The sequence below is a fragment of the Citrobacter sp. XY323 genome (assembly GCF_025106035.1).
GTDB lineage: Bacteria > Pseudomonadota > Gammaproteobacteria > Enterobacterales > Enterobacteriaceae > Citrobacter > Citrobacter braakii.
Genome location: NZ_JANYUK010000001.1, coordinates 372,679 through 393,664 on the forward strand (window position 1 = coordinate 372,679; position 20,986 = coordinate 393,664).

A 20,986-nucleotide genomic window follows, 5' to 3' on the forward strand; every position below is an offset into this window, starting at 1 on the left:
TTTAGACTGGAGGGGATTTATATTAAAAACCTTATATTTCAAACAGATAACCATTCTTCTTAATGGGACTATTGGCAGGTAGGAGAATTCTTAATCAAGGCCAGGATAAAGAGAGAGGGAGAGCGGTGGGAGAGAGAAATATTGTCTTATTTGCAGTTATCGACCTAAAACTCGAGTATTTAAGTTGATAACTCTGACTTACCTTAATAACTAAGCATTTTGTGCTATTTTTATCATTTGGTGCTTAATCTTCAAATCTCGCTTGAAGATGTTGTATTTTCTGCTTTCTATCGCTGATAGCGCTTAGCCCGCCAACAGCTCCTGCTCAACCTGTTGCACCTGTTGTTCCAGCGTATTGCGGATTTCCGTAAGCGCCCGTTGTTGATCGGAGAAGTAAGCCTCTTTATCCGTCACGGAGGTGGCAAGGCGCCAGGCGTTCTCAGCTTCCAGTTCGGTAATCTCTTTGAGCAGTGCGTTAATTTGTTCTCTGAGCTGCTGTATTTTGCTGCGTAAATGCTGCAGATCGTTCAATCGGTCACTCGCCATCATCGGTTCGAGGCCGCTTTGCAATTGAGTCAGTAGCGCCCGAACGGCAGCAAGGTCGGCATTCTGGCGCGCCTGGTTAAGCTGCACCATCATCTGATGCGCTTTCTCTTTCAGATCGTCCGCCACCACGTCCGGATGACAAAGACGGCTGGCCTGACGCCACAGGCGTTTTAACTCATTACGCTCTTCAGAAGAAAGTCGTTGGTCCCGGCTAAAACGATGTTGCGCATCCTGCTGCTGCTCCTGATATTCATCATATTCATGGCTGGCTTCTTCCTGTGCCTGACGGGCTGCGCTGTCGTCCTGGCGAGAAAAGTCGTTTTCCAGCTCACGAATCTCCGCCAGCAGGGCGGTAATAAGCTCCGTTTGTTGCTGAATTCGTTGACGTGTTTCCACCGATTCGCGCGAATCTGAATTCTGGTTCATCCAGAGCTGCTTAAGCCTGGCCAGTTGATCAACGGCCTGGGAAATATAGTGCTGGCAGGATTGATAGTCTTGTTCCCGGCGTTTTCGCTCCGCTTCCTGTTTGCGCTGGGCGCTGGCGGCGAGCTGTTTACGCAACTCGAGGATCCGGCTCATCAGCGGCCCAAGGCGAAGATGATACAGATCGTTGAAATCATCGAGGATTTGAATGCGCGTGTTGCGCTTATCGATCAGGTCACGCAACTGTGTTTCGAGCGCCTTTAGTTCCAGTTTACTGGCGGCAATGGCAGGATCCTGCCACGTTGAGACTGCCCGTTGAGATTGCAGCCAGGCCGTGATTTCACGTAGGGCATCACTAAAGCGCCGTGCTTCGAGCGCCTGAACGATGGCGCCTGGCAAGACTGACATAGGCTCATTTTTCAGATGATCTACCTGCTGGAAAATAATCTCCTCATCTTCCAGTTCAATAGCGCTTTTGACGATTTCCAGTCGTTTGATGATCTTATTCATGACAGTCGTTGCCTGGCCTGGCTCAAAAACGAGTGGCTGAAACACAGCGGGTTCACCCGTTTGAAAATGTTAGAAAAACAGTAAAGCGCATTCTGTGGCCTGCGATGCCTTTTCGTCCAGAATAATTCACTGTAATTATGAACAAACGCAATGCCACGGGTACAGCGGGTCCTTATTGCGCCTTGCGACAACCAGGTTGAAATGTTAAAAGAAGCCCCTTCAATAAAAACGACACAGGGGAAGGGCGTGAAAAACGCGTCAACTGCATCTGACACCAGCGTGTCTGATGCCGCGTCAACGAATGAGCCGACGCTTCAGAGGGGGTTGCAAAACCGCCATATTCAATTAATTGCGCTGGGCGGCGCAATTGGTACCGGCCTGTTTTTGGGCATTGGCCCGGCTATTCAGATGGCAGGACCTGCGGTGTTACTGGGTTACGGCGTTGCCGGGATCATCGCTTTTTTGATTATGCGTCAACTGGGCGAAATGGTGGTGGAAGAACCCGTTTCGGGATCGTTTGCCCATTTTGCCTATAAATACTGGGGACCGTTCGCGGGATTTCTGTCCGGCTGGAACTACTGGGTTATGTTTGTGCTGGTTGGCATGGCGGAACTGACCGCGGCTGGGATCTACATGCAGTACTGGCTGCCCGATGTCCCGACCTGGATTTGGGCCGCGGCATTCTTCGTGATCATCAACGCGGTTAACCTGGTCAACGTACGTCTGTATGGCGAAACGGAATTCTGGTTTGCGCTGATTAAAGTGCTGGCCATTATCGGCATGATTGGTTTTGGCGTGTGGATGCTGTTTTCCGGTCACGGCGGGGAACATGCCAGCATTGATAACCTGTGGCGTTACAACGGCTTTTTTGCCACCGGCTGGAACGGGTTGATCCTGTCGCTGGCGGTAATTATGTTCTCCTTTGGCGGACTTGAGCTTATCGGGATTACTGCCGCAGAAGCGCAGGATCCGCAGAAAAGCATTCCAAAGGCGGTAAACCAGGTGGTGTACCGAATTCTGCTGTTTTACATCGGTTCTCTGGTGGTGCTGCTGGCGCTGTACCCGTGGGTGGAAGTGAAATCCAACAGCAGCCCGTTTGTGATGATCTTCCATAATCTTGATAGCAACGTGGTGGCTTCTGCGCTGAACTTTGTCATTCTGGTGGCTTCGCTGTCGGTATATAACAGCGGCGTCTACTCTAACAGCCGTATGCTGTTTGGTCTCTCTGTCCAGGGGAACGCGCCGAAGTTCTTAACCCGCGTCAGCCGTCGCGGCGTACCGGTGAATTCACTGATCCTCTCCGGTGCTATTACGTCTCTGGTCGTACTGATCAACTATGTCCTGCCACAAAAGGCCTTTAGTCTGCTGATGGCGCTGGTTGTGGCGACGCTGCTGTTGAACTGGATTATGATCTGCCTGGCCCATCTGCGATTCCGGGCGGCGATGCGTCGTAAGGGACGTGAGACGCAGTTCAAAGCGCTGCTGTACCCGGCAGGGAACTACCTGTGTATTGCTTTCCTTGGCATGATTCTGGTGCTTATGTGTACGATGGACGATATGCGCCTGTCAGCTATCCTCCTGCCGGTGTGGATCCTGTTCCTGTTCGTTGCCTTCAAACTGCTGTGTCGTAAGTCCCGCTAAGTTTCTACCGATCCCATCGTCAGGATGGGATCGGATCTTCTCTCAATGTTTATCGTGACCGCTCTCGCAATTTTGCCTTTGCTGGCAGGATCTTTATTTTGTAATCGATTACTTTTCTATTGAATCTATTTTGTAATCGATTACTTTTTAAAGGTGAGGCAAAAAATGGTGTCAACAACCGAAAGTAGTGGAAAACAGAACGTACGGCACCGGCTGCTGGTACCCCGGCTGTCGCTAATGATGTTCTTACAGTTCTTTATCTGGGGAAGTTGGTCCGTCACGCTGGGGCTGGTGATGAGCCAGCACAACATGTCGCTGCTGATTGGCGATGCGTTTTCAGCCGGGCCCATTGCCTCTATTCTGTCGCCGTTCGTCTTAGGGATGCTGGTAGACCGCTTCTTTGCCTCGCAAAAGGTGATGGCGGTGATGCACCTTGCAGGCGCGGCGATCCTCTGGTTTGTTCCGCAGGCATTGGTGGCGCAAAACGGTGCGCTGTTGATTGGTCTGCTGTTTGGCTACACGTTGTGCTACATGCCAACGCTGGCGCTTACCAACAACATTGCTTTTCATAGCCTGTCGGATAAAGACAAAACTTTCCCGGTGGTGCGGGTGTTTGGCACCATTGGCTGGATTGTCGCGGGGATTTTTATCGGCGTAACCGGAATCTCGGATACTACCGGCATCTTTACGCTGGCGGCGGTTATTTCTGTGATTCTGGCGCTCTACAGCCTGACGTTGCCCAACACGCCAGCACCGGCGAAAGGACTGCCGGTAAAAGTGCGCGATCTGTTTTGTGCGGATGCTTTCGCCTTACTCAAGGTTCGTCACTTTTTTGTCTTCTCGCTCTGCGCGACGCTTATTTCTGTACCGTTGGGAACCTATTACGCATATACCGCGTCGTTTCTGGCTGATGCGGGCGTTGGCGATGTCAGTACGGCGATGTCGTTTGGTCAGATGTCTGAAATTTTCTTCATGCTGGTGATCCCGTTCCTGTTCAGGCGTCTGGGCGTGAAATACATGTTGTTAATCGGGATGTGCGCCTGGTTTGTGCGCTACGCATTCTTTGCCCTCGGCATCAGCGAAGAGGGCCGATTCCTGCTGTATCTCGGCATTCTGCTGCACGGCGTGTGCTACGACTTCTTCTTCGTGGTCGGCTTTATTTACACCGATCGTATTGCCGGGGAGAAAGTAAAAGGCCAGGCGCAAAGCATGATCGTTATGTTTACCTATGGGATCGGTATGCTGCTTGGTTCGCAAATTTCAGGCGCACTTTACAACCGTCTGGTGGCGGGACAAACGGTGCCTCAGGCGTGGACCACATTCTGGTGGATCCCGGCAGTGGCTGCCGCAGTGATTGCCGTGATTTTCCTTTTCTCTTTCAAGTATGACGACAAAGAGCAGGCGTAATTTTCAGGAGGGGTTATGAAAACCATCAAGGGGCCTGGCATTTTTCTGGCGCAATTTATCGGGGATCGTCCCCCATTTAACACCCTGGAAGGCGTGGCAAAATGGGCGGCGGAGCTGGGCTATAAGGCATTACAAATCCCGTGTAATCACAAGTCTTTGTTTGATGTTGAACAAGCAGCCATAAGTCAGGCCTATTGTGATGATATTCGTGGGATGCTGGCCGGGCATGGGCTGGTGATTAGCGAACTATCTACCCATCTTGAAGGCCAACTGGTTGCCGTCCATCCGGCTTACGATGACGCTTTTGACGGATTTGCTCCGCCATCTGTACGCGCTAATCCGCAGGCCAGGCAGGCGTGGGCCGTCGAAACCCTCCACCAGGCTGCTGCGGCTTCGCAAAGACTGGGGCTGACGGCGCATGCTACGTTTTCAGGTTCGCTCGCCTGGCCCTTCTTTTATCCGTGGCCACCGCATAACCGTCAGCGCTTCGAAGAGGCTTTTCTGGAGCTGGCGCGCCGCTGGAGACCCATTCTCGATCGCTTTGATCATCATGGGGTGGATGTTTGCTTTGAAATCCATCCCGGTGAAGATCTGCACGATGGCGTAACGTTCGAGCGCTTTCTGGCACTGGTTAATCATCATCCTCGCTGCAACATTCTCTATGACCCGAGCCATCTGTTATTGCAGCAGATGGATTACCTTGGGTTTATCGATGTTTACCACTCGCGCATTAAAGCGTTTCACGTCAAGGACGCTGAGTACCACGCCAGTAGCCGCAGTGGTGTCTATGGCGGTTATCAGCCGTGGCTCGAGCGCGCTGGGCGTTTCCGTTCCCTGGGGGACGGGCAGGTCGATTTCAAAACCATCTTCAGCAAGCTCACACAATATGATTTCCCTGGCTGGGCGGTACTGGAATGGGAGTGTTGCCTGAAAGACGCGCAAACCGGGGCGCGTGAGGGGAGCGATTTTATACGCCGCCACATTATTCCGGTTTCTTCACGCGCATTTGATGATTTCGCCGCTGGCGATGAGGTACGCAAATGATACAGGTTGGCATTATTGGCAGCGGTTTTATTGGGCCTGCACATATCGAGGCGTTGCGTCGACTCGGCGGTGTGAACGTGGTGGCGCTCTGCGATAGCTCGCTGGCGGTTGCCCAGGAACGTGCAGATGCTCTTCATATTCCTCAGGCGTACGGCAGCGTTGAGGCGCTGCTGGCGCATCCCGGACTGCAGGTGGTGCATAACTGTACGCCGAATCATCTGCATGCCGACATCAATCGGCAGATTTTACGTGCGGGTCTGCACGTGTTTTCAGAAAAGCCGCTGTGTATGACGCCTGATGAGGCTCGTGAACTGGAAACGCTGGCGGAGCAGGTAGGAGTGGTGCATGGCGTGAGCTTTGTCTATCGTCAGTTTGCGATGGTACAACAGGCTGCCAGCATGGTCAGGCGCGGTAGCGTGGGGCGTCTGTTTGCCGTCCAGGGGAGCTATTTGCAGGACTGGATGCTGCTGGAAACTGACTACAACTGGCGGGTCGATGCCAAACAGGGCGGCAACTCACGGGCGGTAGCGGATATCGGTTCCCACTGGTGTGACACGGTGCAATTCGTCACTGGAAAACGTATTGTCGAGGTGATGGCCGATCTGGCTATCGTCTGGCCGGTACGAAAAGCCAGCATCGCCAGTAACGCTACGTTTGGCCAGCAAACGGCTGACCTGCAATTTGAGGATAAAGCGGTGACGACGGAAGATTGTGGATCGGTGCTGGTACGTTTTGACGATGGTAGCAAAGGCTGCTTTAGCGTTTCACAGGTGAGTGCCGGGCGCAAGAATCACCTGAGCTTTGAAATTAACGGTAGCCAGAGTTCACTGCACTGGGATCAGGAAACGCCGCAACAGCTTTGGGTCGGGCACCGTCAGCAGGCGAACCAGATCCTGACGGATGACCCAGGATTGATGAATGCGGATGTCGCTGCCAGTGCGCACTTTCCGGGGGGGCATATTGAGGGCTGGCCGGATGCGTTCAAAAATATGATGCAGCAGTTCTATCAGGCGGTGCAGGCAGGCAAAATGCCCGCGGCGGCGGAGCGTCGATTTGCGTCATTTTCTGATGGTGCGGATGTGATGTATATCATTGATGCGATTATAAAAAGCCATCAGCAGCAGCGCTGGGTATCAGTGCAGCGCTAAACACGCACCCGGTTCGCCGGGCAGTGATTTTATGGTAGCCTCAACGTAAAGCCTAAACCGCAGGACTTGTCGTCGTTATGTCTATTCAAAAAATCGCCCAGCTTGCCGGTGTGTCGGTGGCGACGGTATCGCGTGTGCTGAATCACAGTGATACCGTCAAAGCCAAAAATCGCGAGCGCGTGCTACAGGCTATTAAAGAAAGCAATTATCAGCCCAACCTGCTGGCTCGTCAGCTGCGTACGGCACGCAGTTCGATGATTCTGGTGATGGTTTCCAACATTGCCAACCCTTTTTGTGCAGAGGTTGTTAAAGGCATTGAAGAAGAGGCGGAAAAGAATGGCTATCGCATTTTGCTGTGTAATTCCGGCTCGGATACCGCCCGCTCAAAATCGGCGCTAAAGCTGCTGTCTGGGAAAATCGTTGATGGCATTATCACCATGGATGCATTCTCAAAATTACCGGAACTGACCACGCTGATTGGCGACGCTCCCTGGGTTCAGTGCGCGGAATATGCTGATAAAGGCGCGGTTTCCTGCGTAGGGATTAACGATGTTGACGCTGCGCAGTCGGTAATATCTCACCTGGTGGAAAAGGGCTATCGACGCATTGCGCTAATCAATCATGATCTGAGTTATAAATACGCCCGGTTGCGCGAACGTGGCTATAAAGCGGCGCTGCATGCGCTGTCGCTTGAGTATCAGGCCGTAGAATACGCCAGCGAATTAAGTTCCAGCGCAGGAATTGCGGCGATGAAAACATTGCTTGCCGCAGAGGTGAAACCCGACGCGGTGTTTGCCGTATCGGACACGCTGGCCGCTGGGGCGATGCGTGCTATTTTCAATGCCGGATTACAGATCCCGCAGGATATCGCCGTCGTGGGGTTCGACGGTACGGAACTGGCAGAAATGGTTTCCCCACAGCTTTCGACCATTGAGCAGCCCTCGCGGGATATAGGCCGCAAAGCGGTAGGATTGCTGCTGAATAAAATAGAAAATCCTGACGCGCAGACGGAAAGGGTGATGATGGACTGGCGCTATATTTCACGCGCCAGTACCTGAGCTTTAGCGTTGAAACGCGCCTGACAGCGCGCGAATATCATTTCCGGTGGGCGACTGATGAATGCGCAAGCCAAATTCTTCGATCACGGCGAATATATGGTCGAAAATATCAGCCTGAATACTTTCATATTCCAGCCAGACCACCGTATTAGTAAAGGCATAAATTTCGATCGGTAAGCCGTGATCGTCTGGCGCAAGCTGGCGCACCATTAACGTCATATCTTTGCGAATCCGCGGATGATGACGCAAATATTCGTTCAGATAGGCGCGGAAGGTGCCAATATTCGTCATCCGACGGTGGTTTAATACTGATTCAGGTGCATCTAACTGCTGATTCCACTCGTCAATTTCCTGATGGCGCGTGGTCAAATACGGTTTCAGCAGGTGCGCTTTATGCAGCCGCTGACGCTCATCCTCATCAAGAAAATGAATGCTGGTGGCATCAATGCTGATGCTGCGTTTAATGCGTCGCCCACCGGAAGCCGACATCCCACTCCAGTTTTTAAATGAGTCCGATACCAGTGACCAGGTTGGGATAGTGGTGATGGTGTTATCCCAGTTGCGCACTTTTACGGTGGTTAAGCCAATATCAATCACCGCGCCATCTGCGCCGTATTTAGGCATTTCCAGCCAGTCACCCAACTTCAACATATCGTTGGCTGAAAGCTGTATTCCGGCCACCAGCCCGAGGATCGGATCTTTAAACACCAGCATTAACACGGCGGCCATGGCACCCAGACCGCTTATCAATATTGCCGGTGACTGACCAATCAGCAGGGAAATCATCAATATTCCGACGACAATAGCGCTGATGAGCTTGATGCCCTGAAATATGCCTTTTAGCGGCAATTGCGATGCGGCAGGGAATTTTTGCGACAGATTAAGAATGACGTCCAGCAGGGAAAACAAGGACAACAGGGCGTACATCATGATCCACAGCTGTGCGCAGGTTACTAATATTTCTGCTGCTTCACTGCCTTTCTGTAACCAGAGTGCGGCCTGTATATTGACAATGATACCCTGCAGGGTGAATGCCAGCCGGTGAAATAACTTGTTCTGCGTGATGATTTGTAGCCACAGGCGGGAGCTGGCGTTGGCGCGCTTTTCAAATGCGCGTAATACCACCCAGTGCAAAATAACGTGAACAATAATGGCGGTGATAAAAATAATGCCAAAAATCATCACCAGTGAGGTGGTGTGATTTATTTCAATGCCGAGTTCTTCTACCTGAGATATCAATTCCTGCATAACGTCTCCTTAATAAACAGCGGTCTATGATGACCGCTGTGTAGAGCTTATGCAAATGCGGGGATTAAACTTCCGTCAGTGTTGTTTCCAGCGGCAGACGAGATTTTGGCAGCGCGGCGTTGAAATCTTCTACGCTGTGATGACCCACCGGGACCACAACTACGCTGGTGAATCCTTTTTCTTTCAGGCCAAATTCTGCATCCATCACCGCCGCATCGAAGCCTTCGATCGGCACCGCATCCAGACCCATCGCCGCCACGCCCAGCAGGAAGTTACCGACGTTCAGATACACCTGTTTTGCCATCCAGTGGTTGTCATCTTTCAGCTCTTTGCGATGCATGTCGGCAAAGAAGGTACGGCCTTTGTGGTTTGCGGCTTTGGCTTCAGGGGTGGCGAAACGGCCATCGCGCTCTTCTTGATCCACCACGCGCTCCAGCCAGGCATCGTCCATCGCCGTTTTGGCGCAGAACACCACGACGTGGGAAGCATCCAGCATTTTACGTTCGTTGAATACAAAGCCGCCGGCTGCGGATTTCGCCACGCGCGCTTTACCTTCGTCAGTGCTGGCAACGATAAAGTGCCACGGCTGAGAGTTGGTGCTGGACGGACTAAACTGCAGCAGCGTTTTTAATTTTTCGGCTTGCTCAGCGGTCAGTTTTTTATTCGGATCGAATGCCTTAGTGGAGTAACGTTTTAAGGCGACAGAAACAATATCCATAACTACTCCTGGTGATTTTTCATACCCTGCGGGTGCGTTTTGTTTCAGCAGGGTACAGGGTTAGCAAGAAAAAGATAAGACAGGAAAATGCAAAAACACTTATCGGAGTTAACGATAAATCAACCTGGACGCAGGCGTTTTTGATCCCGCTTCGCCAGGCCGTCTACAACGCGATGCCATGAATCATTTACCAACTCCGTCAGTAATGACTCGGTAATGTCGTCGCCTGGGTAGACCGATATCCAGTGCTTTTTATTCATGTGATAGCCGGGTTCAATGCTGGGGTAGATCTGCTGGTTTAACAGTGACTTTTGCGGATCGGCTTTCAGGTTAACCAGCGGGCGTCCGCGAAGCTCTGAGACCAGCATAAAAATTTTGCCGCCGACTTTGAAGACATCGTATTCCGGGCCGAATGGCCAGCAGTGCTCGGTAAAAGGCAGTTCGAGCGCAAGGCGCTTTGCACAGGCATGTAAGGTCTGGCCGTCCATTATTTTTCCTCACGGGTGAGTGCGCGCCACATCGCCTCAAATCCCATCGAAATATATTCTTTTGCGCGAGCCGCGTCGCGGGCGGCGAACTCCATGGTGGTCTCTGCCAGAGAAAGAAACAGCGCGTCGCCAAAGGCGCGATACTCGTCAGACATAAACTCAGGTCGTACGGAGCGATGACAAAGATCGCGCAGTTCCGGGAACATATCATCAGCCTGCTGTTCCGTTTCTTTGCTGATTTTCTCGCTGACGGCCAACTGGCGAATCGTGCGATGCCCGCAGGTATGGTTCAGGCCCCAGCTAATGTAGCTGTTCCAGATGTAGTGAGTCATGGTTTTGGCATCGGTCACCGATCGATCCAGATTTGCCATCATCGACTGACAAAGGTCTTGCTTCAAAAAGAGGTAAAGCTCGTTGATCAAATCATCTTTGGTCGCGAAATAGCGAAACAACGTCCCCTCCGCAACCCCTGCATTGCGGGCTATCACGGCGGTAGATGCCGCAATGCCTGATTGTGCAAATGCTGTGGTTGCAGCTTCCAGTAATGCCAGTTTTTTGTCTTCACTCTTCGGACGAGCCACTACACTTTACCCTTAAGTCTGTAAAAAACATGATTGAATCACGGCCTTTGCAGCACCGCAACGGCGAATGTCAAAGATTGAAAATCATCTTGACGGCGAACTTTCGATTTCTATAATGAGTGCTTACTCACTCATAATCAAGAGTCAGTCGCGCAAACCAGCGGAAAGGGGCGCGTTTAAGGTCAGGATATGAAGCGTCTCACAGTTTGTGTGGTTGTTATTATGCTTATTGCCGCAGCTGCAAGTTTACCGTTTGTACTCAATGCCGGGTTTGGTCAGGCCCCGCAAGGGGCACAACTGAGTTTGGTTGAACAGTCACCTCACTATCGTGATGGACAGTTTCATAACCAGGTGCCGACACCGGGCTATACCGGCAACAAAGGCATGCTGGCGGCCTGGTGGGAATTTCTGGTCGCTAAGCGTGATAATGCGCGCCCGGCGCAGCCGTTACCGCTGGTGGCAACCGATCTCGCCGGACTTTCGCCACAGCAGGATACTCTGGTCTGGCTGGGCCACTCCTCATGGTATTTGCAGCTGGCGGGTCAACGTATCCTGATTGATCCGGTATTTAGCAATTATGCCGCACCGTTTTCATTCCTGAACAAAGCCTTTGCCGGGGATTATCCGTGGACTGCGCAGACGATGCCGGAGATCGATCTGCTCATTATCTCGCACGATCACTATGACCATCTGGATCTCGCCACTATCAAGGCGTTAATGCTGAAAATTAAGCGGGTGATTACGCCGCTCGGCGTAGGGTCGCATCTGCGTTACTGGGGGATGCGCAGCGAGATAATCGAAGAGCGGGACTGGAATCAGTCCGTCAGAGTGACGGATTCGCTGATCGTTCATGTGCTGCCTGCTCGTCATTTTTCGGGGCGCGGTATCAAGCGCAACCAGACGCTATGGGCGAGCTTCATGTTCGAAACGCCGGAGCAGAACGTTTATTACAGCGGAGATTCCGGCTATGGACCGCATTTTAAAGCCATCGGTGAGCAGTTTGGCTCGATTGATTTGGCGATTATGGAGAACGGTCAATATGACCAGGACTGGAAGTTTATTCACATGATGCCAGAAGAGACGGCGCAGGCCGCGGCCGATCTGCATGCGAAAGCCGTGTTGCCAGGGCATGCCGGCCGTTTCGTTCTGGCGAAACATACCTGGGATGATCCCTACAAACGACTGGCGCTTGCCAGCCGTCGTCAGGATTACCGACTACTGACGCCAATGCTGGGTGAACCGGTAATACTGTCCGAACCGGACCAACCGTTTACGGCCTGGTGGCAACAGGCGACTCAATGAATACAGGGGAGAGCATGATGACGATTTCTGCTCAGGTCATTGATACGATTGTTGAATGGATTGATGATAATTTGAATCAGCCATTGCGCATTGATGATATTGCACGCCATGCGGGATATTCCAAATGGCACCTGCAGCGTCTTTTTATGCAGTACAAAGGTGAAAGCCTCGGGCGCTACATCCGCGAGCGTAAGCTGCTACTGGCGGCGCGCGATCTACGCGATACCGACCAGAAAGTGTATGACATCTGTTTGAAATACGGATTCGATTCGCAGCAGACCTTTACGCGAATTTTCACCCGTACGTTCAGCCAGCCGCCGGGCGCGTATCGCAAAGAAAATCATAGCCGAACGCATTAACGGCAAAGGGTTCTCGCGGGTCTAATCCGCCAGCGAGAACCAGCGCCGCCAGATAAAACGCAGTACAAAATATTCAATCACCCCCAGCAGTAAAAACCACAGACAAAACAGCAAAGTATAAAATTGGTTGAGATCCATTAGATGAAAGGTGGCGACGAGTTTTTGCGCCAGCACAATGCCCAGTGAGGGGGCGGGCAGCAGCAGGCAAGACAAAAAAGCCAGCAGCAGGATCCCTGCGGCGGTCATCAGTGATTCAAGCGGGTGTTTCATGGCATTGTTAAACTTGAGTTAAAAAGCCATTGTCCGGGATCTCTGTGGGCAACGCAAACGCCACGCTTACAGCCCGGCCCAAATCTCACAATGTTTTTTCACCAGACCGCTTAGTGATCCGCCATCGGCGACAAAATCACGCATGCTCTGCGCTTCATCATGACCATTTTTAACCTGCAGACGTAAGGATTTAATCGCGCTGGTCGCGCCCACTTTGTCCGCAGAGGCGGCGACATTCTCCAGTAGCCGTAGCGTGTCATCTGACAGGCGGTGCCCATCGCCAGTATTGACGTCGGTGATGATTCCCGCCATGCCAAAGCGGCAGGCCTGGAAACGGTTAAATTTATACAGCAGGTAATCACGCTCCTGGTGCTTGAATGGCCGTTTAGTGAGCAACCAGTGGGCGGTAGCCTGAATAAGTCCCGCCATATTGACTGCGTGTTCAAGGGTTAGCGGAGTGTCCATGACGCGAACCTCTACCGTACCAAAGTGCGGGCTGGGGCGGATATCCCAGTGTAAATCTTTAATGCTATCAATCATGCTGGTGTAAGCCAGTCGACGAAATAACCCCTCAAATTCCTGCCAGTTATTCACCCACGGCATCGGGCCATTATCGGGAAATCCAGAGAAAATATTCAGCCGCGCGCAGGCAAACCGCGTGTCGGACGTTTGCATATAAGGTGAGGCGGCAGAGAGCGCAATAAAATGGGGAACAAATCGCGACAGGCCGTGCAGGAGGTAAATAGCATCATCGCCGTTTGCGCAGCCGATATGCACATGTTGGCCGAATACCGTCGCCTGCTGAATAAGATAGCCAAAATTTTCCAGGTTGCGCCGATAGCGTTCGTCATCGCAGACTTCCTGACGTTGCCATTTTTGAAACGGATGCGTACCGCCGCCACAGATGGCGAGGTGATGCTCGGCAGCAACCCGCGAGATTATCTGCTGCATGGCGGATAATTCAGCACTCGCCTGGTCGATATTGCGACAAACCCCGGTCGCCATCTCCAGCATACTTTCAGTGATATCGTGCTTTACTTCTCCGGCGGTGAGCTGCGGCTTTACGGCGTCAATCAGTCGGGAAGAGTCCTGGCTCAGGTCGTAGCCCGGAGGATTGACCACCTGCATTTCCAGTTCAATGCCTAACGTAAAAGGGTCAGAAACATGAAAATCGGGTAGGGACATAGTGTTCTCTTCAGCGTTGATTTTTAATCAGTATAGACGCGTCATCTTGCAAGCTGCATATAGAAGGGCCGCTGATTTTCTGTTCGATGTCAGAAATCCCCCCGCGATGCTTTGAAGGCGAAATGGCCGGTGTTATAACTATTTTTTACTTCGCAACAGGGGTTGAATCGTGCCGGAAATTAATCTTTATGGACAGACCGTCGGCGATATTGTGCCTGACTGGAATGGTGCAGCCGTACTGCCGCGGGAAGAACTTGCAGGGCAATATTGTCGACTGGTTCCCCTGGATGCCGACAGCCATGCCGCCGATCTGTTTGATGCTTACGCGCAGGCGCCAGACGATCGCGACTGGACCTGGCTTGCAAGTTCTCGCCCCACGAGCGTTGAGGCCACAGCTTGCTGGGTAGAGGGCAAATCTACGGATGCATCTCTGGTTCCCTTTGCTGTCATTGAACAGCGTTCCGGTCGTGCGGTGGGACTGGTGTGCTTTATGGCGATCGAACGGGAGCATGGTTCGGTTGAAATTGGTCATGTGACCTGGTCACCGCGCATGAAAAATACGGTACTCGGCACCGAAAGCATCTGGCTGTTGCTGCGCCAGGCGTTTGCGTTGGGCTATCGTCGCGTGGAGTGGAAATGTGACTCTCTGAACACGGCTTCCCGTCGGGCGGCGGAGCGCCTTGGGTTTATCTTCGAAGGACGTTTTCGCCAGAAGATTGTGCGCAAGGGGCGTAATCGCGACAGCGACTGGTTATCGATGATTGATAGCGAATGGCCCCAGTGCGACGCTGTTTTGCAGCGCTGGCTGGCTGCCGACAACTTCGATGAAAAAGGGCAGCAACGCCGATCTCTGGCGGCGTGTCAGCCGCAGTAGCTCGCTTTTGAAGAATTAGCAGTGCGCCCACAGTCAGTTATGGGTGCGGGCGCATTTATCATTAGCGTTGATTTATTAACGGGTTTGCCAACGGGTGCGTTCGACGGCTCCTTGCCATTCATGCCAGCGTTTTTGCAATCTCCCATGGCGCGCCATGTTTGGCTGGAACGATACGTGATCGGGCAGATAATCTCGCAACTGGCTGGTAGATGCACCCTGCAGCTTCTTGCGTGCCAGCAATCCGGCACCGATAGCGGAAAGTTCAGGGATATCGCTGCGCATCACCGGACAGCCCAATAAATCGGCTTGATACTGCATTAGCCAGTCATTTTTTGTTGGCCCGCCATCAACCATTAACGCGCTGAGTCGAAAACCGTTGTGCTGGCGCATCGCTAAAACAACATCGGCAATCTGATAGGTAATCGACTCCAGTGCCGCACGTACCAGATGTGCGCGTTTCACTCCGCGGCTGAGACCGTGAATCAACCCCCGGGCATCTTCATCCCACCAGGGCGCGCCCAGCCCGGTAAGGGCCGGAACAAAATAGACGCCCAGCGTGGAGTCAACCGTGGCGGGCAGCGTATTGAGCTCATGAAGCAGTTGCTCTTCCGGTAATTCGCTAAGACCTGTGCTATCGGCCATCCATGCGACGGCATCTCCCGTATGCGGAATATTACCTTCCAGTCCGTAGACCAGGGTGTCACCGTCATGCCAGGCTATGGTCGTTGCCAGCGCGCTCACCTCGGACTGCGCCGAGAATACGGGTGCCATAATGGAAGATCCGGTGCCATAGGTCGCTTTGACGCAGCCTTCCATACCCAGCCCATGGGCAAAAAGCGCAGCATGAGAGTCGCCAATCATCGCCAGAATAGGGATTCCATCAGGTATCCTCTCCAGACCTTTTGTTACGCCAAAATGGTGGCTGGAAGGGCAAACTTCGGGTAACGCCTGCTGCGGAATACCGAATAGAGCCAACATCTCGTTATCCCATTGTCCGCTGTTGAGATTGAGCAACTGCGTGCGTGAAGCGTTGGAGATGTCGCAACGAAATTCCTCGCCGTGCGTTAAGTTCCACAGTAACCAGCTATCGATGGTCCCGAGACATATTTCCCCTTGCTGTGCGAGCGTCATACCGTTGGGAACTGACTCCAGCAGCCAGCGCATTTTAGAGGCGGAAAAGAGTGGGGCAACGGGTAATCCGGTGATGGATTTTATGTACGCCTCGTGCCCCTGTTCACGTAATGCACGGCAAAAATCGGCCGTACGCGAACATTGCCAGGTGATAGCAGGGCCGAGAGGGCGACCGCTGGCACGATACCAGCCTATCGCCGTTTCACGTTGATTGCTGATCGCCAGCGCTGCGACGCGTTGTGCGCCGACGCAGGCAATGGCTTGTGCCACAACATCCAGCGATGCGTCCAGAAGTGCATCACCTGACTGTTCAACCCAGCCTTCACGGGGCGTGTGGATCGCCAGCGCGCGTGAGAACTTCGCGACCACGTTTCCCTGACCATCCAGCGCTACGGCTTTGGCATTGGTGGTGCCTTCATCAAGCGCAATAATAATGTCTTTTTGTGCTGACATTGTTTTCTCCAGCCCTTCGGTTTCCCTGAGTATTAGCGATGGAAAAAGGTATCCACCCCGAGATAGCGGGTGAAAGCTTCATGCAGCACCTCTGCGCTGGCGGAATGGTTCATTGCCACGTGATGCTCAAAGCCATTACGACAAATCCAGGCCAGTAGGTTCTCCAGATGAGGCACCTGGATTACCGCTCGGCAGCCGACAGTGTCCAGCGGATCGTCAACCGATAGCCCTTCGCCGACGTAGGCTTTGATTTCGCCGGTTAAATCGTCGGTACTCAGGCGGAAGTAGGTCAAGGCACCGCTTTTCATACGACCATGAACTGCACCGCAGGTGTTCTCTTTACCGACGGTGGTACCGATGATATCCGCCGTCCCCATCTTCGGGCTGTCCAGACTGGCTGATGCGAAATTACCGCAGTGAAAAAGAACGCATTTATCACGATCGTCGCCGAAATTATTATTCCAGTCGGCAATGGATGCTGGACTTAAGTTGCTGCTGGCGAGGGCATACATTGACAACGCGCCCATCACATCCACTTCGCAGGCACTGGGCATTAACTGCCCGGACATCACGCTCATGATTGAGCACACGTTGATGCCTAAATTTTCCTGCAGCGAGGTCCAGCACTGGATGGCAGTTGTATCAATATCATTAGCGATGACCCATTCGCTGATAACGACAAACAGTTTTGCCATGGTGACCAGTTTGTCTGCTGGAATGGCGCTGGCGTCGGCGTTATCCATCAACAGGCGGCGTTTTTCATCCACCCGGATATCGTCGTCGCGCAGTCGTTTGATGCGGGTAAAGACTTCAGACAGATCCAGTGTTTCGACGGCAATACCCAGTCTTTCGAGCAATTTTTCGCTGTAGCGGACGGTGTTAAACCCAGCTGGACGTGCGCCGATAGCGCCGACGCGAACTCCGCGCATGCTGGCGACCACGCGACAGATTTGTTCGAAACGTTTCAGGTCTTGTGCAAACACCTCGCCTGACAGGTCGCAGACATGCTGGGTGGTTAGCGTAAACGGTATACCGTACTGGCGCATGTTATTGCACAGGGAGATCTTGCCGCAGAAGCTGTCACGGCGAGTGGCAAGCCCCATTTTATCCAGGTTGTCTTCCTGCGCCTGGATCAGAACCGGGACATCTAAACCGGAAAGTCGCAGCGTTTCCGCTATCGCTTTTTCATCGCCAAAGTTCGGCAGTAGTACCACCACACCGTGAATCTTGTCGCGGTGAGCGCGGAAAAGTTCAGCACAAACTTTCGCATCCTGACGGGTTTCAACACCGCCGAGTTCTGTCTGCGTATCGTTGAGCATAATGGTGTTAATGCCCAGCCGCTCAAAGAGCACGCTGGCTTGTTCGCGGGCTTCAGCAACCAGATAGCTCGGGAAAAATCCCCGATTGCCAATAATCACCGCCATGGTCAACTGATGAGGAATTCGTGACATCGCTTTCTCCAGTAAGTGTTCTGTTGTTGTTATTGTTTTATCGTGTTGCCAGCAACAGTGCGGTGGCGTTTTTCACGACACCCGCCGCGTCAATTTCATGGTGCGCGCGCGTTGCTGCACGATCGGCTGCGATTGCATATTGGCCATCGGCAATCCCCAATCTACGCAGTGGAATGGCACAGCCAGCTTCTGCCAGCACTTCAGCCACCAGACTTCCCACGCCGCCATTAATGTTATGTTCTTCCACGCTAACCACTGCCTTGCAGTGGGTTAAAGCCGCCAGTAACTGTTGGGTATTGCAGGGACGAATTGACGGTACACTGATTACGCTGGCGTCAATACCCGCCTGTTCCAGCACTGTGGCAGCCTCGACAATTTCATGCACAGTTGAGCCCATTGCCACCAGTGCGACATCTTTTCCTTTGCGCAAAATATCGATATTACCCGGCGCGAACTGGTAGTTTTCATCGTGTAATTCGGGTAAGGCTTTGCCATCCAGGCGAATATAAACCGGACCTATGTGGCTTAAGGCGTAGTCGAGAATCTGTCGGCATTCCACCGGACAGGACGGGGCGTAAATCTCAATATTGCCAAAACCGCGTAGCACGGAAATATCATCAATGCTGTGGTGCGTACTGGCGAGCGGTCCGTAGCTGGCCCCTGCGTTCAGGCCAATCAACTTCACGTTGGTATTGTTGTAGCAAATATCGACTTTAATTTGCTCATTGGCCCGAGAAATCAAGAAGGGCGCAGCGTTACAGGTGACGGCGATTTTACCGCCCAGCGCCAGTCCGGCAGCAGCACCGACCAACGTCTGTTCGGCAATACCCACGTTGACCAGACGACCGGGAAATTCCTTCATAAATGGGGCGATTTTGGCTGTTGATGTTGAGTCAGCCACCACTGGCACAACATCCATTCCACGTTTGACCGCGGCAATTAACGTGTTCACCATGACGGTGGCGAGGTGTTCGCTATTACGCATCTTTCAGTTCCTCCAGCGCCAGTTCAACTTCTTCTCCTTTTGGCACGCGGTGGTGCCATTCCGGGCGGCCCTGGATAAAAGAGATCCCGGCTCCTTTGGTGGTGTGTGCAATGACGACATATGGCTTGCCTTCAGGGGTTAATCCTTCCAGCGTGCGCACCACATCGCTCATATCGTTCCCGCGACACTCTGTGACTTGCATACCGAAGGCTCGCCATTTTTCATCCAGCGGATCGGTGTTCATGATCTCTTTGGTTGAGCCGGCAAGCTGGAGGTTATTTTTGTCGTTGATGATAATCAGGTTATCCAGTTTATAGTGGGCAGCGACCAGTGCCGCTTCCCAGTTGCTGCCTTCGGCCAGTTCACCATCACCGGTGACGACAAACACCCGGCGTTTGCTGTTGCTGCGTTTAGCCGCCAGCGCAATCCCTACTGCAACCGGCAGACCGTGACCAAGAGCTCCGGTATTCAATTCAATTCCTGGCGTTTTATGTTTTACCGGATGCCCCGGCAGATGCGAATCAGCGTGTTGATAGGTCGCCAGCCAGTCCACAGGAATAAAACCGGCTTCTGCCAAGACACAGTAGTAACCGCCCACAGCGTGACCTTTTGACTGGATGTAGATATCGCGCTCGTCGCTCTCTTTAATCTCCGGGGAGCAATTCAGGATGCGAAAATAGAGTGCTGTCAGCAGTTCAACCTGCGACAGGTCTGCGCCAGTGTGCCCGCCAGCCGGGCTTTCAGCATTCAACACGATAATGCGGCGACGCACGGCACGTGCTTTCTTTTCTAGCTCTGGTATTGAGAGCGAAAACGGATTCATAAGACACCTCTTGAATGTTTAATCTTGAATGAATAAATATTCCATGTGAGTGCAGTAGTGCAACTGTCTCTCTACCCACTACGTAATCTGCAGATAAAACAGTCAGTCGTTATTGGTTAGAATAAATATTCACTACTGATTTATTATTCACTATTAAAGATATGCCTTGTCTGGCGGTTTGTCTACGGCTTGTGCCACCAAATTTTGGAGAAAAGAGAAAAGGATCACACTAACGTGATAACTGGAAAGGTACTGATGACTTGTTATCTATTCAGGTATGAATAAAAATAACAGGCAGTTTATCAGGGGGAATGCCATGTCAAAGCAGGATGAACAGCGGTTGCTGGTTAAGATTGCCACGCTTTACTACGCCGAAAATAAAAAACAGTCTGAAATCGCCACGCTGCTGCATTTGTCGCAGTCCTTTGTCTCCCGTGCTTTAACGCGTTGTCAGAAAGAAGGCCTGGTGAAAATCACCGTCGTACAGCCGACCAATATCTTTGTGGCGCTGGAAAAAGCCATTGAAGAGCAGTTTGGTATTCGTCAGGCGATTGTCGTGGATGTCGGTGACAACCCCAGCAATACGCAAATTAAGCATGCAATTGGCAGTGCGGCGGCGCATTACGTTGAAACCCGCTTGCGAGCCGAGGACCTGGTTGGAATTTCCTCCTGGAGTAGCACCATTCGCTGTATGGTCGATGAGATGCACCCGCAAAATATCCGTGCGGCGGGGGTGATCCAACTGCTGGGCGGCGTAGGGCCGAATGGTAACGTGCAGGCCACGATTCTTACGCAACAGTTGGCAGCGCACCTTGGCTGTCCGGCCTGGCTTCTGCCTTCACAAAGTATTGAGCATTCGGTTGAAGAGCGTACACGGTTGGTTAACAGCCCTGACGTTGCCGCGGTGGTTGAAAAGTTTGCTGAAGTGGATGTGGCAATTGTCGGTATTGGCGAACTGGAGCCTTCTCAATTGCTGAAAAACTCAGGCAACTACTACAACGAAGAAATGTTGCGACTGCTCGCCGAGCGCGGCGCAGTAGGCGATATCTGTCTGCATTATTACGATGCAGCAGGTAACCCGGTACTCAGCCATGAGGAAGACCCGGTCATCGGAATGGAGCTTTCGCAGATCCGGGAGTGTAACCACGTGATTGCTTTGGCTGGTGGTGTGGAAAAACAGAATGCGATACGCGGGGCATTGCAGGGGAATTATATTGACGTATTGATCACCGACTACCCGACAGCCCGCAGTCTGGTGAAAGGGTGATGTCACGGTGAGTTAAACAATTGACAGCCCCAGGAGGCCCCTGGAGCTGTCTGGTTGTACATATCAGACTTTTC

20 protein-coding genes are annotated in these 20,986 nt (G+C 52.4%); 9 read left to right on the forward strand and 11 right to left on the reverse strand.

What is annotated here, in order from left to right; genetic code table 11:
* Positions 1 to 303 precede the first annotated feature (303 nt).
* Positions 304 to 1,479, reverse strand: coding sequence for a DnaJ family molecular chaperone (locus N0B36_RS01710; protein WP_016152164.1), 1,176 nt, complete (start codon positions 1,477 to 1,479; stop codon positions 304 to 306).
* A gap of 246 nt (positions 1,480 to 1,725) precedes the next feature.
* Here N0B36_RS01710 and pheP point away from each other — a divergent pair, with 246 nt between their 5' ends.
* The 5 genes from pheP (at position 1,726) to N0B36_RS01735 (ending at position 7,777) form a co-directional block, all read left to right on the forward strand.
* Positions 1,726 to 3,120: a phenylalanine transporter gene (gene pheP / locus N0B36_RS01715; protein WP_047415083.1), complete on the forward strand. Its 1,395-nt coding sequence runs from the start codon at positions 1,726 to 1,728 to the stop codon at positions 3,118 to 3,120.
* A gap of 165 nt (positions 3,121 to 3,285) precedes the next feature.
* On the forward strand, positions 3,286 to 4,527 hold the full coding sequence (locus N0B36_RS01720; protein WP_259685800.1) for an MFS transporter: 1,242 nt from the start codon (positions 3,286 to 3,288) through the stop codon (positions 4,525 to 4,527).
* A 15-nt stretch (positions 4,528 to 4,542) separates the two neighbouring features.
* Complete coding sequence (locus N0B36_RS01725) at positions 4,543 to 5,571, forward strand: sugar phosphate isomerase/epimerase (protein WP_259685801.1); 1,029 nt, start codon at positions 4,543 to 4,545, stop codon at positions 5,569 to 5,571.
* Positions 5,568 to 6,719, forward strand: coding sequence for a Gfo/Idh/MocA family protein (locus tag N0B36_RS01730; RefSeq protein WP_259685802.1), 1,152 nt, complete (start codon positions 5,568 to 5,570; stop codon positions 6,717 to 6,719). Before N0B36_RS01725 ends, N0B36_RS01730 begins: the two co-directional genes overlap by 4 nt.
* Positions 6,720 to 6,796: 77 nt before the next feature.
* Complete coding sequence (locus tag N0B36_RS01735; RefSeq protein ID WP_016155936.1) at positions 6,797 to 7,777, forward strand: LacI family DNA-binding transcriptional regulator; 981 nt, start codon at positions 6,797 to 6,799, stop codon at positions 7,775 to 7,777.
* Between the two features lie 3 nt (positions 7,778 to 7,780).
* Here the strand turns inward: N0B36_RS01735 and N0B36_RS01740 are convergent, their stop codons facing one another.
* The 4 genes from N0B36_RS01740 to N0B36_RS01755 form a co-directional block, all read right to left on the reverse strand.
* The gene (locus N0B36_RS01740) at positions 7,781 to 9,025 is read right to left on the reverse strand and encodes a mechanosensitive ion channel family protein (RefSeq protein ID WP_016152170.1); all 1,245 of its coding nucleotides are present in this window, start codon (positions 9,023 to 9,025) and stop codon (positions 7,781 to 7,783) included.
* Positions 9,026 to 9,089: 64 nt separating this feature from the next.
* Positions 9,090 to 9,743 (reverse strand): oxygen-insensitive NAD(P)H nitroreductase, encoded by a 654-nt coding sequence (gene nfsB, locus N0B36_RS01745; RefSeq protein WP_016152171.1) that lies wholly within the window; start codon positions 9,741 to 9,743, stop codon positions 9,090 to 9,092.
* Positions 9,744 to 9,862: 119 nt separating this feature from the next.
* Complete coding sequence (locus tag N0B36_RS01750) at positions 9,863 to 10,231, reverse strand: MmcQ/YjbR family DNA-binding protein (protein ID WP_016152172.1); 369 nt, start codon at positions 10,229 to 10,231, stop codon at positions 9,863 to 9,865.
* Positions 10,231 to 10,812: a TetR/AcrR family transcriptional regulator gene (locus N0B36_RS01755; protein ID WP_016152173.1), complete on the reverse strand. Its 582-nt coding sequence runs from the start codon at positions 10,810 to 10,812 to the stop codon at positions 10,231 to 10,233. The genes N0B36_RS01750 and N0B36_RS01755 overlap by 1 nt, the downstream gene beginning before the upstream one ends.
* A 189-nt stretch (positions 10,813 to 11,001) precedes the next feature.
* Here N0B36_RS01755 and N0B36_RS01760 point away from each other — a divergent pair, with 189 nt between their 5' ends.
* A complete protein-coding gene (locus N0B36_RS01760) occupies positions 11,002 to 12,114 on the forward strand; it encodes an MBL fold metallo-hydrolase (RefSeq protein WP_259685804.1) in 1,113 nt (370 codons plus the stop codon).
* A 17-nt stretch (positions 12,115 to 12,131) separates the two neighbouring features.
* Positions 12,132 to 12,473 (forward strand): RamA family antibiotic efflux transcriptional regulator, encoded by a 342-nt coding sequence (locus N0B36_RS01765; protein ID WP_003021996.1) that lies wholly within the window; start codon positions 12,132 to 12,134, stop codon positions 12,471 to 12,473.
* A gap of 21 nt (positions 12,474 to 12,494) precedes the next feature.
* On the opposite strand, the gene N0B36_RS01770 is transcribed toward N0B36_RS01765, so the two are convergent.
* Positions 12,495 to 12,743: a DUF1158 domain-containing protein gene (locus tag N0B36_RS01770; RefSeq protein WP_016152175.1), complete on the reverse strand. Its 249-nt coding sequence runs from the start codon at positions 12,741 to 12,743 to the stop codon at positions 12,495 to 12,497.
* 66 nt (positions 12,744 to 12,809) lie between these two features.
* A complete protein-coding gene (locus N0B36_RS01775; protein ID WP_137367285.1) occupies positions 12,810 to 13,928 on the reverse strand; it encodes a YbdK family carboxylate-amine ligase in 1,119 nt (372 codons plus the stop codon).
* Between the two features lie 169 nt (positions 13,929 to 14,097).
* Between N0B36_RS01775 and N0B36_RS01780 the strand changes: the two genes are divergently transcribed.
* Entirely contained in the window at positions 14,098 to 14,802 is a 705-nt protein-coding gene (locus tag N0B36_RS01780) for a GNAT family N-acetyltransferase (protein WP_259685805.1), read from the forward strand.
* A 75-nt stretch (positions 14,803 to 14,877) separates the two neighbouring features.
* Here the strand turns inward: N0B36_RS01780 and N0B36_RS01785 are convergent, their stop codons facing one another.
* Genes N0B36_RS01785 through N0B36_RS01800 form a run of 4 tightly spaced genes read right to left on the reverse strand, consistent with a single transcriptional unit; the run spans position 14,878 to position 19,645 of the window.
* Positions 14,878 to 16,386 carry an FGGY family carbohydrate kinase gene (locus tag N0B36_RS01785; protein ID WP_259685807.1) on the reverse strand — a complete coding sequence of 503 codons (1,509 nt, stop codon included), beginning with the start codon at positions 16,384 to 16,386 and terminating at the stop codon, positions 14,878 to 14,880.
* Positions 16,387 to 16,418: 32 nt separating this feature from the next.
* Complete coding sequence (locus N0B36_RS01790) at positions 16,419 to 17,837, reverse strand: L-fucose/L-arabinose isomerase family protein (RefSeq protein WP_016152179.1); 1,419 nt, start codon at positions 17,835 to 17,837, stop codon at positions 16,419 to 16,421.
* A gap of 37 nt (positions 17,838 to 17,874) precedes the next feature.
* The gene (locus tag N0B36_RS01795) at positions 17,875 to 18,822 is read right to left on the reverse strand and encodes a transketolase family protein (RefSeq protein WP_016152180.1); all 948 of its coding nucleotides are present in this window, start codon (positions 18,820 to 18,822) and stop codon (positions 17,875 to 17,877) included.
* Positions 18,815 to 19,645 carry a transketolase gene (locus tag N0B36_RS01800; protein ID WP_016152181.1) on the reverse strand — a complete coding sequence of 277 codons (831 nt, stop codon included), beginning with the start codon at positions 19,643 to 19,645 and terminating at the stop codon, positions 18,815 to 18,817. Before N0B36_RS01800 ends, N0B36_RS01795 begins: the two co-directional genes overlap by 8 nt.
* A gap of 316 nt (positions 19,646 to 19,961) precedes the next feature.
* On the opposite strand from N0B36_RS01800, the gene N0B36_RS01805 reads away from it, so the two are divergent.
* A complete protein-coding gene (locus N0B36_RS01805) occupies positions 19,962 to 20,912 on the forward strand; it encodes a sugar-binding transcriptional regulator (RefSeq protein ID WP_047358065.1) in 951 nt (316 codons plus the stop codon).
* The last annotated feature ends 74 nt before the right edge of the window (positions 20,913 to 20,986 follow it).

Excerpts from the sequence above, each read along its gene's own strand:
- N0B36_RS01800 (WP_016152181.1), bottom strand. The coding sequence starts at position 19,645 with ATGAATCCGTTTTCGCTCTCAATACCAGAGCTAGAAAAGAAAGCACGT.
- nfsB (WP_016152171.1), bottom strand. The coding sequence starts at position 9,743 with ATGGATATTGTTTCTGTCGCCTTAAAACGTTACTCCACTAAGGCATTC.
- N0B36_RS01790 (WP_016152179.1), bottom strand. The coding sequence starts at position 17,837 with ATGTCACGAATTCCTCATCAGTTGACCATGGCGGTGATTATTGGCAAT.
- N0B36_RS01730 (WP_259685802.1), top strand. The coding sequence starts at position 5,568 with ATGATACAGGTTGGCATTATTGGCAGCGGTTTTATTGGGCCTGCACAT.
- N0B36_RS01805 (WP_047358065.1), top strand. The coding sequence starts at position 19,962 with ATGTCAAAGCAGGATGAACAGCGGTTGCTGGTTAAGATTGCCACGCTT.
- N0B36_RS01710 (WP_016152164.1), bottom strand. The coding sequence starts at position 1,479 with ATGAATAAGATCATCAAACGACTGGAAATCGTCAAAAGCGCTATTGAA.
- N0B36_RS01740 (WP_016152170.1), bottom strand. The coding sequence starts at position 9,025 with ATGCAGGAATTGATATCTCAGGTAGAAGAACTCGGCATTGAAATAAAT.
- N0B36_RS01795 (WP_016152180.1), bottom strand. The coding sequence starts at position 18,822 with ATGCGTAATAGCGAACACCTCGCCACCGTCATGGTGAACACGTTAATT.
- N0B36_RS01760 (WP_259685804.1), top strand. The coding sequence starts at position 11,002 with ATGAAGCGTCTCACAGTTTGTGTGGTTGTTATTATGCTTATTGCCGCA.
- N0B36_RS01735 (WP_016155936.1), top strand. The coding sequence starts at position 6,797 with ATGTCTATTCAAAAAATCGCCCAGCTTGCCGGTGTGTCGGTGGCGACG.
- N0B36_RS01750 (WP_016152172.1), bottom strand. The coding sequence starts at position 10,231 with ATGGACGGCCAGACCTTACATGCCTGTGCAAAGCGCCTTGCGCTCGAA.
- N0B36_RS01770 (WP_016152175.1), bottom strand. The coding sequence starts at position 12,743 with ATGAAACACCCGCTTGAATCACTGATGACCGCCGCAGGGATCCTGCTG.
- N0B36_RS01785 (WP_259685807.1), bottom strand. The coding sequence starts at position 16,386 with ATGTCAGCACAAAAAGACATTATTATTGCGCTTGATGAAGGCACCACC.
- N0B36_RS01725 (WP_259685801.1), top strand. The coding sequence starts at position 4,543 with ATGAAAACCATCAAGGGGCCTGGCATTTTTCTGGCGCAATTTATCGGG.
- N0B36_RS01720 (WP_259685800.1), top strand. The coding sequence starts at position 3,286 with ATGGTGTCAACAACCGAAAGTAGTGGAAAACAGAACGTACGGCACCGG.
- N0B36_RS01775 (WP_137367285.1), bottom strand. The coding sequence starts at position 13,928 with ATGTCCCTACCCGATTTTCATGTTTCTGACCCTTTTACGTTAGGCATT.
- N0B36_RS01765 (WP_003021996.1), top strand. The coding sequence starts at position 12,132 with ATGACGATTTCTGCTCAGGTCATTGATACGATTGTTGAATGGATTGAT.